We start from the raw sequence: 14,516 nt of genomic DNA on the forward strand, positions 1-14,516 counted from the left end.
TACAAAGGGGACATTCTACTTTTCGATCGCAAAGCAGAATGTCCCCCTTTTTCCACCTGCTACCCGAGCGAGTCAATGCGAAATCTTCTTGTTACGCTGATTGCCTCGTTCGCCGTCTCTGCACAAGCAGCCGGCCTGCCAGACCGAGTGGTCGTCCACCTGCTAGACCCTCGCGGCGCGATTGATGGCGAGCAAACGATTCCGACCGAATGGAATGGCGGCAAGGCCGACCTGATCGGAACTCGGCGGCTCAACGTCACCGAGGCGAAGAAACTACGCATTCTCTTGCGGAAAGAACTCGCCGACGACGAAGACGTGCCGTTCTGTGGCCACAGTCCCGCCTATGCCGTGTCGATCACCTCGCGAGGCAAGCCAACGTCTACGGTAACGCTCTGCGGAACTTGCGGCACGTGGGCCCGGAATGGCGATCTGCGCGTCTTGCATGGCAAGGCGTCGCTCGAATACCTAGACACCTTGCTCCCTCTCCCCGAAGTCTTTCGTCCTGTCGCTGGAAAGCCTGCAAAGATCTTGATGCCGTTCCATGACGGAGTGAAACTCCCGTTCCAGCAAATCGACAATCCTGACGCCGAGTAACCATCACGTGTACGCCGGGCGCCTATACGACCAAGCATGTCCACGCAAGCCTGAACATGGCGCACCACACATGGAGCCGGAAGCGTCAGCGCCCGGAGCTTGCGCGCCGACTAAACTCCGGGCGCTGACGCTTCCGGCTCCAAGGGGGCGCAGTGAGAGGGGGGGCGATGCGTCGCTTTGACGATCACGCCCGCGCCGTGCTCCGCAGCGAGAAGCAGCCCGCCAGGGCCGCGCTGCCGAACAGCAGCCCCGTGTACATCGTGTCGGCCGCCATGCTGCGCGCCAGGAACGGCAGCCCCGCGGCGTAGCTGGCGCCCAGGCCGGCGGCGTCCTTGGGGTAGTCGCTCTGGAAGGCCCACACCGCGGCGTTGGTGACCAGGAAGAACAGCACCGCGGGCGCCACGCACCCGGTGGCCAGGGCGGCGACGCGGGTCGGCGTCGTCTTCGCGGCCCGCACCAGGCGGCCGATCGCCGGGGGCAGCAGCAGCGCTGCGTACACGCTCAGCATCACCCACAGGTTGTCGTACCCCGGCAGCAGCGCGTTGCTGAGGGCCATGGCGACCATCGGCACGGCCATCGCTGCCGCGGGGGCGCCGAACCAGAAGCCAGCGAACACCGCGACCGCGGCGATCGGGTTGAAGTTCCAGTCGGGCTGCACGAGCCGGCCCACCACGCCGATCGCAACCAGCAGGACGAAGACCAGGGCGTCGGAGACGAGCTTGTTGGAAAGGACGGTGCGGGGCATAACGCTGCGGGTGTTTGGTACAAGGACAAAGGGGCGGGGCGCCGGCGCCAGAGGGTGGGGCCGCCTTCCGCCAACACAACGTTTTACTCGCTGAGTGCAAACCGCCACAAGACGCGGTCTCCCGGCGCTAGCGGCGTGGCCCCGGCGCTCGCCTCGCCGAACCGCCCGTTGACCCAAAACTGCCAGTTCCGGCCCGCGGCGCCCTGGTTGTCCAGGCCGCCGATGGACCGCAAGAAGGCCGAGCTCCCCCCGTGAAGCACCTCGACCTGTGTGGCCTGCTTGAGCTGATCGAGCGCCGTCATGCCCGCTCGCCAAGGGATTTCGCGGACCACAGGGGGTCCGGCGCCGGCGTCGATTTCTAGGGCGACCGATTCTAGGGCGACCGGTCCATTCGCTACTGTGTCGCCCCCGCGTGGCGCGGCGGGGGCCTGTGAGCGGACGTTGGCCCAGCCGTACCAGGCGATCAGGCCTAGCAGCACCGCCGAGAACGCGCAGACAAGCCGCACCGAAGGATCGCGTGGTTCGTTCAAGCTAGTGCCCTGATTCGATATCGTTTCATCCGCTGGATCCGGTAGCGCCCCGTCTCTGCATCGGAGCGCCCGCAGTGCGTCACGCAGTGCGGGTTGCGCCGCGTGTACCCCCGGCACTCCGGGCGCTAACGCTGCCGGCTCGATTGGGGGGAGGCCCGTGCTGGCCATGGGGCGCCCGGGGGCGTAAGGTTTGCAGTAGACTCTTTTCCCCGCCACCCGTCACCAGCCGCACGCCGATGGCTTCTGCCCAACACACCCGCCTCGAGTTCGATGGCCCCGTCGCCCTGCTGACGCTCGACCACGCCCAGCGGAGCGCCAACCTGCTCTCCTCCGACGTGCTCGACGAGATCGAGGCGCACCTCGACACGCTCGCCGGCCGCGACGGCGTCCAGGGGCTGGTCTTCCTTAGCGCCAAGCCGGGGGTGTTTATCGCCGGCGCCGACCTGGCCGAGTTTGCGGCGGGGCTCGACCGCCCCAAGGACCAGATCGTCGGCGTCTCCCGCCGCGGGCAGACGCTGTTTGCTCGGCTGGCCGAGGCGCCCTACGTGTCGGTCGCCGCGATCGACGGCGTGTGCGTCGGCGGCGGGGCCGAGCTGGCCGTGTGGTGCGACCGCCGGCTAATGACCGCCAGCAGCAAGTCGCAGTTCGGCTTCCCCGAGGTCAAGCTGGGGCTGTTCCCCGGCTGGGGGGGCACCGCCCGCACGCCGAGGATGGTCGGCCTGGGGGGCGCGGTCGAGCTGGTCACCGGCGGCGAGTCGATCGGCGCGGCCGAGGCGTACAAGCTCGGCCTCGTGAGCGCCGTCGTGACCGGCGACCTGCTGGCCGCCGCCAAGCGGCTGATCGAGGCCGAACAGGAGAGCGGCCAGTACCTGGCGGACCGCCAGCGGTGGGCCGGCCCCGTGGCGATGGACGAGGCGGAGCGCGGCTTCCTGGGGGTCACCGCCGGCGCCTACATCCAGCAACAAACCGGCGGCCACTACCCGGCGCCCCTGGCCGCGCTCGAGCTAATGCTCGAGGCCGCGCCGCTGCCGCTGGACGAGGCGCTCAAGCTGGAAGCCGAAAGCTTCGCGCCGCTGTTCGGCTCGAAAGAGAACCGCGCGCTGCTCAACGTCTTCTTCCTGCAAGACCGCGCCAAAAAAACTCCCCCAGCCCCCAGCCCCCAACCCCCGGCCCCCGCACGCGTCAGCGTGCTGGGCGCGGGCGTGATGGGGCAAGGCATCGCGGCGGCCCACGCGCGACGCGGCATCCCGGTGCTGCTGGCCGACAGCCGGCCCGAGGCGCTCGCCAATGGGATCGCCGGCGTGGTGGGCGAGGCGTCGTACGACAAGGCCTTGGGGGGCCCGAGCGCCGCGCGGGCGATCGAGATGGCCGCGCTGGTCGGCCCGGGGCTCTCCGACGAGGCGCTGGCCGAGTCGGACATCGTCATCGAAGCGATCTACGAAGACCTGCGGGCCAAACGCGAGCTGCTCGGCCGGCTGGCGCCGCTGGCCGCGGACGACGCGCTGCTGTGCTCGAACACCTCAACCATCCCCATCACCCAGCTCGCCCAGGGGCTGCCCCACCCCGAGCGGTTCTGCGGGCTGCACTTCTTCAACCCCGTGCGGAAGATGCCGCTGGTAGAGGTGATCCGCGGCGCCGAGACCAGCGACGCGACCGTGGCCCAAGCGGCCGCCCACGCGCGGCGGATCGGCAAGACGCCGGTGGTGGTGGCGGACGGGCCCGGCTTCTTGGTGAACCGGCTGCTGCTGCCCTACATGAACGAAGCGGCGTTGATGGCCGAAGAAGGGGTCCCGATCCGCAAGATCGAGGGCGCCGCCAAGCGGTTCGGCATGCCGATGGGCCCGCTGACGCTGTTCGACGTGGTGGGGCTCGACGTCGCTACCCACGCCGGGGGCGTGATGGCGGCCGCGTTCCCCGACCGCATGCAAGCGGCGTCCATCGTCCCCCGGCTGGTCGAGGCAGACCGCTTGGGTCAGAAGAACGGCCGCGGGTTCTTCGACTACCCGTCGTCGAAGCCCGGCAAGACGCCCCGCGGCGAGCCGAGCGCCGAAGTCGACGCGATGCTGGAAGTCGACTCCCCTGTCGATGTGGCAGAGCTGCCGTACGACTTGGCCGACCGGCTGCTGCTGCCGATGCTGCTAGAAGCGACGCGCGCGATCGAAGACGGCATCGTGGCCGACGTGCGCGACGTCGACCTGGCGCTAATCCTGGGGATCGGCTTCCCGCCGCACAAAGGGGGGCTGTTCTTCTGGGCCGACCAGGTGGGCGCCGACGCGATCCTGCAGCGGCTCGAAACGCTCACCCCGCTCGGGAGCCGCTTCGAGCCGACGGCGATGCTCCAAGAAACGAAGAGGTTCTACGAATAGCACCGGAAGAAGTTAGCCACGAAAAGGCACAAAAAGCACAGAAGAAGAGGGGATGCCCCGGTTGAAATGGCGCCTTCGCCACGCACGCCCGATTTCTTGTGCTTTGTGCGCCTTTCCGTGGCTGTCTTCGTCCGTAGAAACCACGGCCTAGAACGCGACCCCGCCCATGCCAGAGCTGTTGATCTTCCTCGTGCCGGTCGTGCTGGCGCTCGTGTTCTTGATCGCCAACTACAACCGGCTGGTCTCGGTGCGGCAGCACCTACGGGATAGCTGGGGGACGATCGACGTTGAGATGCAGCGTCGCTACGACCTCATCCCCAACCTGGTAGAGACCGTCAAGGCGTACGCGAAGCACGAGCGCGAGCTGCTGGCGGACGTCGCCCGGCTGCGCGCCCAGGCGATGGCCAACAGCGGCTCGGCCGCGTCGCAGGCGGTGGACGAGCAGGCGCTGGAGATCGGCGTCGGCCGGCTGCTGGCGGTCGGCGAGGCCTACCCCGACCTGAAGGCGGACGCCCACTTCTTGGCCCTGCAGCGCGAGCTGACGAACACCGAAGACCGCATCGCCGCGGCGCGGCGGTTCTACAACGGCAACGTCCGCGAGCTAAACGAGCTGTGCCAGGCGTTCCCCACCAACGTGGTGGCCGGCATGTTCGGCTTTGAGCAGGCTAGCTACTTCGAGACGGCAAGCGAGCGGGAGCGGATGGCGCCCAGCGTAGAACAAATCTCGTCGTAGATGAGGGAGCGACGACGATCTCTCGCAGAGACGCAGAGGAACAACGGAGACACCAATTCTCTGCGCCTCCGCGCCTCTGCGAGAGTTTTCCTTCGTTCAGCCGACAGGCTCAGTCGCTCTCCGGCGGTGTCGCCTGGTCTTTGTCGCCGCGCTCTTGCAGCAGCAGCTTGAGTCGGGTGACGTCTTCCTCGTCCCACCCCGTGGGTTCGGTCACGGCGAGCCAGCAATCGATGTAGCTGGCCGCGGCGAAGTTGTGCCCGTAGCCGTGCGGCACGCCGGTGGCGCGGAGCATGTCGAACGCGGTCTGCAAGAACGTGACCACCGGGTACCACCGCAGGCTGGGCGACACGTCGGGCCCCCGTTCGCCGGTGAGCCAGGTGGGGTCTTGGTACAGCAGCTCGGGGGCGAACCAGGTCATCGGGTCGCTGGCGTGCTGCAGGTAGACGAACCGCATGGGGCTCCAGCGATTGCCGAACTTGTCCAGCGCGTTCTCGCGCGCCGTGAACCGCACCACCGCGCCGTCGCGGAACCGCGGCAGCCACACCGGCGAGTCGGCGTTGCGCTCTTTGGTGATCTGCGCCCACGAGGCGCTGGCGAACGGCGGGCCGCTCCACAGCCCCCCCTGGATCGGGTCTTCCAGCAGCGTGAACAGGTCGGCGCAACTCTCGCTTCCCAGCGCCCCCAGGCTCAGCCCGTGCAGGTAGAGCCGGGGCCGGCCCTCTTTGGGGAGCGTGCGCCAGTGGCCGTACACCTCTTCGAAGAGCGCGTGGGCCGCGTCGATGGAACGGTTCGGGTCGACCAGCAGCGTGATCCAGCTCGGCAGGTACGAGTACTGCATGCTGACGATCGCGGTGTCGCCCCCGTGCAGGTACTCCAGCGTGTCGACCGCGCCGGGGTCGAGCCAGCCGGTCCCCGTGGGCGTGGCGACCACCAGCACCTGGCGGTCGAAACCGCCGACGCGGATGAGTTCTTGCAGCGCCAGCCGGGCGCGCTCGTCGGTGGTGTCGGTGGACCGCAGCCCCGCGTACACCCGCAGCGGCCGCTTCACGCCCGCGTCCCCGCCGGGGGCGCCGAACGCCTCGATCTGCTGCCGGGTGGGCCCGGTGACGATGAAGTTCTTCCCCTGCCACCCGATGGAGTCCCAGGGAATTAGCGACTCGCTGCTGCCCGAGGCGTCGGGATCGGTCGGCTGCTCGATCCCCTCGTCCACGACCTTGTCGATCTGCAAGAAGACCGCGTCGGCCGCCGCTACCGCCAGCCGGGCGAACACCTTGTTGACCATCAAGAACAAGATCAGCCCCACCGCCGCGGTGGTCAGCAGGTAGGAGACCCGCCGCGGCACCACACGGATGGCCTGCCGGTGCAGCAGCAGCCAGCCGGCCCGCAGCGCGCGGGCGATCAGCACCAGCACCGCCGCGGTCGCTAGCGCGATGAGGGCCACGCGCCACGGGTAGGCGGTCTCCAGCGGCGCCATTTCCATCAGCCCGCGGACAGAGTTCTGCCAGACGGTCGACTGCCACAAGAACCAGCCGATGATGACCGTCACGCAGGCCGCCGTGATGCGTTTGCTGATCCGTTGCACCCGGTCGGCTGGGTGGGGAAGCCCCAGGTAGTCCCACAACCACACGCCCAGCACCCCCAGGGCGTACCCGATCGCAAACGAGAACCCCGACAGCACCCCCTGCACCGCAAAGTGCCGCGGCAGCAGCGACGGCGTGAGCGACGCCGCGAAGAACAGCGTGGCGATCGAGAGCCCGATAAACGAGAGGCTGGCCAACTGCCGGCCGGCAATCCGCCGGAGGGAACGCAAGAACCGCTGCATGCGACCTGAGTGGGAATGGGTCCGGAGAAAGGGGGCATTCTACTCGCAGCCAAGGCGCCTGCGGGACCAAGTGGCGGTTATTTCTTCGTGTCGCGCCGCCACCGGAAACGCACCAGTTTCACGGTCAGCCAAACAAAGACTCCGACCGCCACGATGGCGCAGATTGCGGCGAAGACCTGCCACGCGGCGCCCCCTTCTCTAGGCCCGCCGAAGAAAGGGCCGGGGGTGCTCACCGAGCAAAATGCGAAGACCGCAACGAAAAGCGCCAGCGTCAGTAGAACAATCGTGATGGCGGCCGACAGCAGCACCATCAACGCCTTGCGCCTCGGTGACGTTTCGATCCCCTGCTTGGCCCTGGCATTGAACACCAGCCACGATCGGATCGACACGGGGACCGCGACGATGGCCGCGGTCACCCCGAGCCCCGGGTCGATGCCCCAAGCCCCGGCCACGAGCGCCACGATCGTCGTAAGCAGCAGCAAATCAAATACGCCGAATCGCATGGGCGCGTGCCTCTGGAGCCGTAAGCGTTAACGTCCGGAGGCCCGTAGCCCGACTTTCTGCTCCGCTACTCGTCCAGCACCTTCAGACTCACGCGCGAGAACCACGTGGGGCTGCCGTGGTCTTGCAGCTCGATGCGCCCCTGGTGGTTCTCGAAGACGCCGTCCACCTGGTTGAACTTGCTCGCGCGGATCCGCTTCTTCCAGTCCTCCGAACCGCGGTCGGCTTCGAGGATCTTCTGGCCGTTGAGCCAGTGCTCGGAGTGGTCGCCCCGGACCACGATCCGCGACTCGTTGAACTCGCCGGGGGGGTTCGCCGGTTGGGTGATCGAGGGTTCGTACACGGCGTACAGGGCGCCCGTTACGTACTTGGGGCCCGGGTTCAGCGTGGCGTCGTCGGTTAGTTGGTACTCGCAGCCCAGCCACCCGGGCCTGCCGAACAGGGCCTGCTCGTAGAACTTGGCGCGGTACTTCACGCCGCTGTTGCCGCGCTCGCTGATCCGCCAGCGGAACGCGAGCTCGAAGTCCCCGTACTCATGCTCGGTAAAAAGCGACCCGACGCGCCCCGGGCACATCAGCAGGCCCTGCTCGACCTTCCAGCCCTTGGAAGCCGGCCTGCCCTTGCCGTCGACCCAGCCGGCGAGCGACTTGCCGTCGAACAGTTCGATGGTCTCCTCGCCGCGGACCGGCGCCGCGGGCAGGGTCAACACGAGCCAAGCAAGCAGAGCAGAGCGATAGCGTTTCATGTTCGATCCAGACAACGAGAGCGAAGAGACCACCCGAGGGCGCGCCCAACGACGGGGCCCCTAGTTTCGCCTCGCACGCCCGCCGCCGCAACAGGTTGCCCCCCCCGGGACGCGGGACGCGATTGGCGGCGTAGGTCGGGCCGTTCCGGATTACTGCTCCGCGCGTTCCGCCTTACGGGGGTTGGCGAGGTAGTAGAGTCGGCCGTCTTCTGCCCCCGCGAGAAGGTCTGGAACCCCGTCACGATCCCAATCCACCGTCGTGGGGCACGTGGTGTGCCCGGCCAGCTTCCGATCGCCCAACGGGCCGCGGTCTTCAAACGTGGTCATGCCCCCCTGGGCGCCGGTGTTCTCCAGGAAGTTGATGTTGGCCGAGTTTACCAGCAGGTCGAGGTCGCCGTCGCCGTCCCAATCGACCAGGCAGAACTTGCGACGCCCCGACGCGCCGGCCTGTCCGCTGCTTAGCCGCAGCAGCCCGGCGCCGTTCTCGCCGCCGAGCGAGGAAGCGGCCTGCGCGTCTGGGCCGGGGCCCGACTTGAAAACGCGTTTGCCGGGCGTCAGCACGAGTTGGTCCCCCTGCTTCGCCCGCTCGAAGAACGCCAGGTAGCCCTCGTGGTCCAACATCACGAGGTCGTTCAGACCGTCTCGGTTCCAATCGACGACGCACGGCGTGGTGCGCCACTGCGTTACCAACTCGTCAGGCGCCGGGTCCCACCAGTTCCAGGCCGGCTTCGCGGGCGCGTCCGGCCACCCGATCGCCACGGGCTGCGCCTGGGCCAGCCTCGGGCTCGACCTGCTGCCGATGTTTCGGAACCAGACCACCTTGCCCCAGATGCTGTTGACCACCAGGTCGTGAAGCCCGTCGTGGTCCCAGTCGGCCACGTTCACAACCGTGTATCCCCACTTGGCCTCGCAGGGGCCCTGGATCGAACCCCGCGGCCCGGCCTGGATGTGGATGGGTTTGCCGCCCGCTTCGAGCAACGCGGGCGCCGCCCAGCGGGGAACGCGGCCCCCGCCAAGGTTCTCGATAAAGCCGATGTTGCCTGAAGTGTTCCCGCAGATCAGGTCCTCGTCGCCATCGGCGTCCCAGTCGACCGCAAACGGGGTGACGAGCGCGCCGAACTTGACCTCGTCGGCCTGCTGCTGGAAATAGACCGGCTGGCGGAAGGCGGGGGCGCCCGATCGGAAGCCGCCGGCGTTCTCTACCAATGCGACCCGGCCGTCTTCATCCCCGCAAACGAGGTCGACATCGCCATCGTGGTCCCAGTCGAGGGCCGTTGGGGTGATCATCTGCACGTGCATCGCTACCTTCCGACCCGCGTCGGTGAGGTACACGCCGGGTTCGTAGGCCGGCTGAGCACGGGTCCCGGCGTTGTGGAAGTAGGTGAAGCCGTCGAGGAACTCCCCGCACAGCAGATCGAGGTCGCCGTCGCCGTCGAAATCAGCGAAGTTGGGAGAAGGCATGCCGTAGACGTCGATGTCTTGGTCGCGCGCCTGAAGCCGCAGCGGCGGGTCGTACACGGGGCGCGCGTTTGAGCCGTGGTTGCGGAACACGTAGACGTAGCCGTGCAGCGGCCCGCGGCGCCACTCTCCCTTGTCGTCGTAGGCGTTGTCCCAGCCGTAGTCGCCCCAGAGCCCCGCGCCGTGGACCAGGTCGAGCACGCCGTCGCCGTCGAAGTCGACGTACTTCCACTGATTGGCCCGAACCCGGTCTTCGGCCCCGTCGACGAGCGAGAGGCCGAGGCCTCTGGTTTCATCGAACCCCTTGCCCAGAAAGTTCAGCAGCTCGACGCACGCCCCCCGCTGGGCCTTGCGGCCCGTCAGCACGCGCGGCGCGCCGTCGACGTACGAGACCTGCGCGTTCTGCAGACCGGCCCCGACCCGCTGCCCGGCTCGAAAGAGCGGCAAGCGCGCCTCGTCGCCCAGGTTCTCGAAGAAGTAGGTTCCGTTGTAGGGGGTGTCGGGGCACGAGACGATCAGGTCGAGGTCGCCGTCGCCGTCCCAATCCATGGGCAACGGCCACGCCCATAGCCCCACGCCGAGGTCGACCGTGAGCCCCGGATTGTTGTGCCGCAGCGGCTCCAGCGCGGCGGCTTGCGTGCAGGCAAGCGCGAGCATGGCGATGGAGGCGAAGGAGCGTTGCAGTCTCACGGTTGCCTTGGTCGATGGGTTCGCGGCGGGTAGCGAAGCGAGCACGCCCCCAGTTTCACTTTGCACGCCCGCCTCCGCAACAGGTTGCCCCTCCCGGGCCGCGGGCCGCCACGCGCCGCCGTCCACGTCGTGGCAAAAATCGGTTCGATCGGCTGGTGACCGGCGCCGCGGGCAGCTATAAGAAGGTCTGGCGGTCCCGCTCTGTCAGGGTTGGACCCGCACTTCTCTGAAATCGAGGCGACCGCAACGAGGGGCAGAACCAGGCGGGTTCCGTCGCCGCGTTCGGTAGGGTTGTTGCTGTGCTGCGTCGCGCGTGGTTGTCTCGACCGCCGGGCGGCGAACCAAGCAGCGGCCGCCCCCTACAGGCAAGGGAGTTATTGAGCATGAGATCCTCCGGCCGAATCCTTCTTTTGCTGTCGATCGCGGCCGTGTCGCGGCTGCCGGCCGCCGACCACTTCCTGACGATCGGCGGCGGGTACGAGCCCCAGGGGAACCAGGTATCGCTGGAGCGCAACGTCGAGTTCTTCGCGCAGGTGCTGGCCGAGCAGCGGCCCGACAACCCGCCGCACGACATCTACTTCGCCGACGGCGACGACCGCCACCGCGACTTGCAGTTCCGCGATCCCGATTTCGATTGTTCGCCGGGGCGGCGGCTGGGCATCGAGTTGTTCGGCGAGTTTGATTCGCTCGACATCGCGTACCGCAACCACAACGTACAGAATGTTCTCGCCGAGACCTCACCGCGGCGGATACGCGATCGGCTCCGCGAGCTGGGCCGGCAGATGTCGGCCGGCGACCGCCTGATGTTGTACGCCACCGCGCACGGCGGCTCCGGCGAAGAGAAAACCCCCTACAACACCACGCTGTACACCTGGAACCACCGCTCGGTGCGGGCCTCCGAATTGGCAAGCTGGCTCAACGACCTGCCGCAGACGACGCCCGTGGTGATGGTGATGGTGCAGTGCTACGCGGGGGGCTTCTCGCACGTTATCTACAACGACGCCAACCCGGCGAAGGACCTCTCGCCCCAACTGCGGGCCGGCTTCTTCGCCCAGGTGCACGACCGCCCCGCGGCCGGCTGCACGCCAGACGTCGACAAGCAGACCTACCAAGAATACAGCACCTACTTCTGGGCGGCCCTGGCCGGGCACGACCGCGCAGGGGTCGCCGTGACGGACACGGACCTCGACGGCGACGGGGTCACCTCGATGGCCGAGGCGCACGCCTACGCGGTGTGCGAGAGCGAAACGGTCGATATCCCTATCCGCACCTCGGACGAGTACCTCCGCTACTACAGCACCGACGGCGGGGCCGCGCTCTCGTTGTACGAGCAAGCCAACCCCAGCAGCGGGCCCCAACGCTCCCCCTCGGGCGAGCTAGTGGAAGCCAAGGGCCCGCTGGCCGACCTGCTGCGGCACGCCCGACCCATCGACCGAGCCATCGTCGACCGCCTGCTGGAGAAGCTGGGCCTGGACCCCAGCGGCGGCGTAGAGCAGGTCGAACGGGCGTTGGCGCAGGCCCGTCAGCAGGTCTCCCGCGATCGGCGCAGCGCCAGCCGGGCGTCGAGCAACTATCGGCGCACCCGCGACCGGCTGGCCTCCGGGGCGCGCCGCGAGTGGCCCGAGCTAGACGCCGAGCTGTCTCCCATGCTCGCCGCGTTGCTGGCCGAAAGGGCCGACGAGTTCGAGCGTCAGGTCTCGGCGATGCCCGGTTACTCCTCGCTGGTCGGCCAACGCGCAGAGAAAGAACGCACGGCCGACGCGCTGCTCGACGCCAAGAAGGACGAGGCGCTGGTCTTGCGGCTCGAGCACATGCTGGACCGCGTGGCGCGGGACGCCAATTTGCCGAAGGTCGCCTCGCCGCAGTTGGTCGATCGCTACAACCAGTTGCTCGCGTTGGAATCAAGCACGCTCGCCCCGCTGGGGGATGGCCCTCTGCAACAGACGACGTTTCGGGAATGAACGCGTTGCGGCCGCCTAGTGTATTGCGTCACTTTTACCTGATCATATCTTGGAACTCAGTTCCAGCCGGATTCGCGAATATGCCCCGAAGAGGTCTCCGCAGAAGAGGTCACCTCTGATTGATGCAGTACACTAGCTGCGACCACATTGGGGTCACCTAAGAAGATCGCAAAGCGACCCACGCCAGTCGGCGCCGCGTGATCGCGGCACGGCTCAGGTGGGCCCACACCCGTCTCAAGATGGCGGGGCTTACCGAGTCCGAGCGGCGCGGCTACTGGTAGAGCACCGGGGAGGCCCAGCGGCTGCTTGACGGGGAGGGTTGTTCGACAGACCCCATTCCAACGGCCAGAATAGCGTTCGGCCCGGTCCGGCCAACCACAAAGCCAAGACCAGTTCTTCAACCAACGACTCGAACGCGGTCAACGACTATGCAAGCTCGGCAGTGTTTCGCCATTCTGTTCGCTCTTGCTGCGATTCTTCCAGCGGCCCGGGCGGCGACGGTTCAGGGCGAGTTGGTCGCATGGCGCCCGATGGCCGTGAGTTTTGAAGGGCCGGCTGCCGTGGAAACCGATGACGACCCCAACCCGTTTCTCGACTATCGCCTCCAAGTCGAGTTCAAAGGCCCGTCGGGGCAGGTGTACGACGTCCCGGGCTTCTTCGACGGCAACGGCGAGGGCGATGAACGCGGCGGCGTGTGGCGCGTAAGGTTCACCCCCGACGAGGGCGGGGGTTGGAAGTACCGGGCCTCGTTCCGGTCTGGCAAGGGCGTAGCCGTGTCACTGGACGCCGATGCGGGCGCGCCCGCCGCATTCGACGGCGAGCAAGGCGCGTTCGACGTCGCCCCGCGCGACGCGAAGGCGCCCGGTTTCTTGAAGTGGGGACGATTGGAGTACGCGGGGGGGCACTACCTGAAGTTCCGCGATGGCCCCTACTGGGTCCGCGCCGGCGTCGACAGCCCGGAGAATTTCCTCGCCTATGCCGGCTTCGATAACACCCCGCCGAGCCACCGCTACGCCGACCATGCGACCGATTGGCGACCGGGCGACCCCGACTGGAACGACGGCGACGGCAAGGCCATCATCGGCGCGATCAACAGCCTGGCGTCGATGAAGGTCAACAGCCTCTACTTTCTTGCGATGAACATCGGCGGCGACGGCGACGATGTCTGGCCCTGGGCCGGGAGGCCGACGCGCAAAGGGGGGCCGGACGACGACAATCTCCACTTCGACATAAGCAAGCTCCGACAGTGGGAGATGGTCTTTGCGCACGCCCAGCGCCGCGGCGTCAACCTCCACATCGTTCTCAACGAGGCAGAGACGCAGAACAAGAAGGAACTGGACGAAGGCGAGCTTGGCGTAGAACGAAAGCTCTACTACCGGGAGCTGATCGCGCGGTTCGGCCACCACAACGCGCTCGGCTGGAACCTTTGCGAAGAATACAACATCCAGTTCGATCTCGGGCCGGAGCGGATACGGTCGTTCGCAGACTACATCCGGGCGACCGATCCTTACGATCACCCGATCTCGGTGCATTCCGCCCATGATCCGTTTAAGGAGCTCCGCTTCACCTTCGGCGATCCGCGCTTTAGCATGACCTCGATCCAGCTAAACCAGCGTCGCATCGACACGCTGGTGGAGGATTTTCGCGAAGCCACCGCCGCCGCCGGCCGCCCGCTCCCCGTGTCGACAGACGAATTCACCATCGACGTCGGGCAGGAGGCGTCCTGGAAGCCGTTCGACCGCCCGGGGCTCCACCGCAAGCAGAAGCTCTGGCCGACGCTGCTGTCGGGCGGTCAGATTGAGTTCATTCTTGAAGACTTGCTGCAAACCGAGTCGTTCAAAACGCCGAACCGTCGGGCCATGTGGAAGAGCGTCGGCATCGCGCGGGCCTTCATGGAAGACCACCTGAGGTTCTGGGAGATGTCGCCGGCCGATACGCTGGTTGAGGGAGAAGCGACCATCCAGGTTGGTTTAGGGGCGGGCGCCTCGTTCCGGCTGGGGGCGCAGGTCTTCCAAACGCCCAACGAGGTCTATGCCATCTACTTCCCCACCGCCCAGCAGACCGGGCGACTCGACCTGACCGCAGCGGACGGCGAGTTTGACGCGCGTTGGTTCAACCCCCGCGAGGGCGTCTTCGAGGGCCCGGCCCGCCCGCTCGCGGCGGGCGGCTGGATCGAACTAGGCGCCGCGCCCTCGGATCGTGATCAAGACTGGGTGCTGCTACTGAAACGAGCAGAGAAATGATGACCGGCCGGGAGGGTGGCGGCCAAGCGGGGACAGGTCTAGCTAGTGTAGTGCGTCACTTTTACCTGATCATATCGATCGCCTGTTTTGGAACTCAGTTCCAGCCGGATTCGCGAATATGCCCCGAA

11 protein-coding genes and 1 pseudogene are annotated in these 14,516 nt (G+C 67.3%); 6 read left to right on the top strand and 6 right to left on the bottom strand.

The genetic code is table 11. From position 1 onward, the window contains the following. Window positions 1-75: 75 nt before the first annotated feature. Window positions 76-594 (top strand): hypothetical protein, encoded by a 519-nt coding sequence (locus tag Pla175_RS24735; RefSeq protein WP_145291759.1) that lies wholly within the window; start codon window positions 76-78, stop codon window positions 592-594. A 184-nt stretch (window positions 595-778) separates the two neighbouring features. On the opposite strand, the gene Pla175_RS24740 is transcribed toward Pla175_RS24735, so the two are convergent. Together Pla175_RS24740 and Pla175_RS24745 are read right to left on the bottom strand one after the other, a co-directional pair. Continuing rightward, window positions 779-1,339, bottom strand: a complete 561-nt coding sequence (locus Pla175_RS24740; RefSeq protein ID WP_145291760.1) for a DUF6580 family putative transport protein — start codon at window positions 1,337-1,339, stop codon at window positions 779-781. Between the two features lie 83 nt (window positions 1,340-1,422). Next, complete coding sequence (locus Pla175_RS24745) at window positions 1,423-1,869, bottom strand: DUF4430 domain-containing protein (RefSeq protein ID WP_197527136.1); 447 nt, start codon at window positions 1,867-1,869, stop codon at window positions 1,423-1,425. 236 nt (window positions 1,870-2,105) lie between these two features. Here Pla175_RS24745 and Pla175_RS24750 point away from each other — a divergent pair, with 236 nt between their 5' ends. Continuing rightward, the gene (locus Pla175_RS24750) at window positions 2,106-4,235 is read left to right on the top strand and encodes a 3-hydroxyacyl-CoA dehydrogenase NAD-binding domain-containing protein (RefSeq protein WP_145291762.1); all 2,130 of its coding nucleotides are present in this window, start codon (window positions 2,106-2,108) and stop codon (window positions 4,233-4,235) included. Between the two features lie 166 nt (window positions 4,236-4,401). Further along, window positions 4,402-4,968, top strand: a complete 567-nt coding sequence (locus Pla175_RS24755; protein ID WP_145291763.1) for a LemA family protein — start codon at window positions 4,402-4,404, stop codon at window positions 4,966-4,968. Between the two features lie 109 nt (window positions 4,969-5,077). On the opposite strand, the gene Pla175_RS24760 is transcribed toward Pla175_RS24755, so the two are convergent. From Pla175_RS24760 to Pla175_RS24775, 4 genes are all read right to left on the bottom strand, one after another. Next, the gene (locus Pla175_RS24760; RefSeq protein ID WP_145291764.1) at window positions 5,078-6,790 is read right to left on the bottom strand and encodes an alpha/beta hydrolase; all 1,713 of its coding nucleotides are present in this window, start codon (window positions 6,788-6,790) and stop codon (window positions 5,078-5,080) included. 77 nt (window positions 6,791-6,867) lie between these two features. Further along, the gene (locus Pla175_RS24765) at window positions 6,868-7,293 is read right to left on the bottom strand and encodes a hypothetical protein (RefSeq protein ID WP_145291765.1); all 426 of its coding nucleotides are present in this window, start codon (window positions 7,291-7,293) and stop codon (window positions 6,868-6,870) included. Between the two features lie 65 nt (window positions 7,294-7,358). Then, window positions 7,359-8,036, bottom strand: a complete 678-nt coding sequence (locus Pla175_RS24770) for a 3-keto-disaccharide hydrolase (protein WP_145291766.1) — start codon at window positions 8,034-8,036, stop codon at window positions 7,359-7,361. 150 nt (window positions 8,037-8,186) lie between these two features. Then, window positions 8,187-10,184 carry an FG-GAP-like repeat-containing protein gene (locus Pla175_RS24775; RefSeq protein WP_231954063.1) on the bottom strand — a complete coding sequence of 666 codons (1,998 nt, stop codon included), beginning with the start codon at window positions 10,182-10,184 and terminating at the stop codon, window positions 8,187-8,189. Between the two features lie 383 nt (window positions 10,185-10,567). Between Pla175_RS24775 and Pla175_RS24785 the strand changes: the two genes are divergently transcribed. From Pla175_RS24785 to Pla175_RS24795, 3 genes and pseudogenes are all read left to right on the top strand, one after another. Beyond that, window positions 10,568-12,145 (top strand): hypothetical protein, encoded by a 1,578-nt coding sequence (locus tag Pla175_RS24785; RefSeq protein WP_197527137.1) that lies wholly within the window; start codon window positions 10,568-10,570, stop codon window positions 12,143-12,145. Window positions 12,146-12,318: 173 nt separating this feature from the next. After that, window positions 12,319-12,426 (top strand): annotated as a pseudogene (locus Pla175_RS27240) (winged helix-turn-helix domain-containing protein); the annotation flags it as partial. A 147-nt stretch (window positions 12,427-12,573) separates the two neighbouring features. Further along, window positions 12,574-14,388, top strand: coding sequence for a DUF5060 domain-containing protein (locus tag Pla175_RS24795; RefSeq protein ID WP_145291768.1), 1,815 nt, complete (start codon window positions 12,574-12,576; stop codon window positions 14,386-14,388). The last annotated feature ends 128 nt before the right edge of the window (window positions 14,389-14,516 follow it).

Source organism: Pirellulimonas nuda, assembly GCF_007750855.1.
Classification (GTDB): domain Bacteria; phylum Planctomycetota; class Planctomycetia; order Pirellulales; family Lacipirellulaceae; genus Pirellulimonas; species Pirellulimonas nuda.

Excerpts from the sequence above, each read along its gene's own strand:
- Pla175_RS24795 (WP_145291768.1), top strand. The coding sequence starts at position 12,574 with ATGCAAGCTCGGCAGTGTTTCGCCATTCTGTTCGCTCTTGCTGCGATT.
- Pla175_RS24750 (WP_145291762.1), top strand. The coding sequence starts at position 2,106 with ATGGCTTCTGCCCAACACACCCGCCTCGAGTTCGATGGCCCCGTCGCC.
- Pla175_RS24735 (WP_145291759.1), top strand. The coding sequence starts at position 76 with ATGCGAAATCTTCTTGTTACGCTGATTGCCTCGTTCGCCGTCTCTGCA.
- Pla175_RS24765 (WP_145291765.1), bottom strand. The coding sequence starts at position 7,293 with ATGCGATTCGGCGTATTTGATTTGCTGCTGCTTACGACGATCGTGGCG.
- Pla175_RS24760 (WP_145291764.1), bottom strand. The coding sequence starts at position 6,790 with ATGCAGCGGTTCTTGCGTTCCCTCCGGCGGATTGCCGGCCGGCAGTTG.
- Pla175_RS24740 (WP_145291760.1), bottom strand. The coding sequence starts at position 1,339 with ATGCCCCGCACCGTCCTTTCCAACAAGCTCGTCTCCGACGCCCTGGTC.
- Pla175_RS24770 (WP_145291766.1), bottom strand. The coding sequence starts at position 8,036 with ATGAAACGCTATCGCTCTGCTCTGCTTGCTTGGCTCGTGTTGACCCTG.
- Pla175_RS24785 (WP_197527137.1), top strand. The coding sequence starts at position 10,568 with ATGAGATCCTCCGGCCGAATCCTTCTTTTGCTGTCGATCGCGGCCGTG.
- Pla175_RS24755 (WP_145291763.1), top strand. The coding sequence starts at position 4,402 with ATGCCAGAGCTGTTGATCTTCCTCGTGCCGGTCGTGCTGGCGCTCGTG.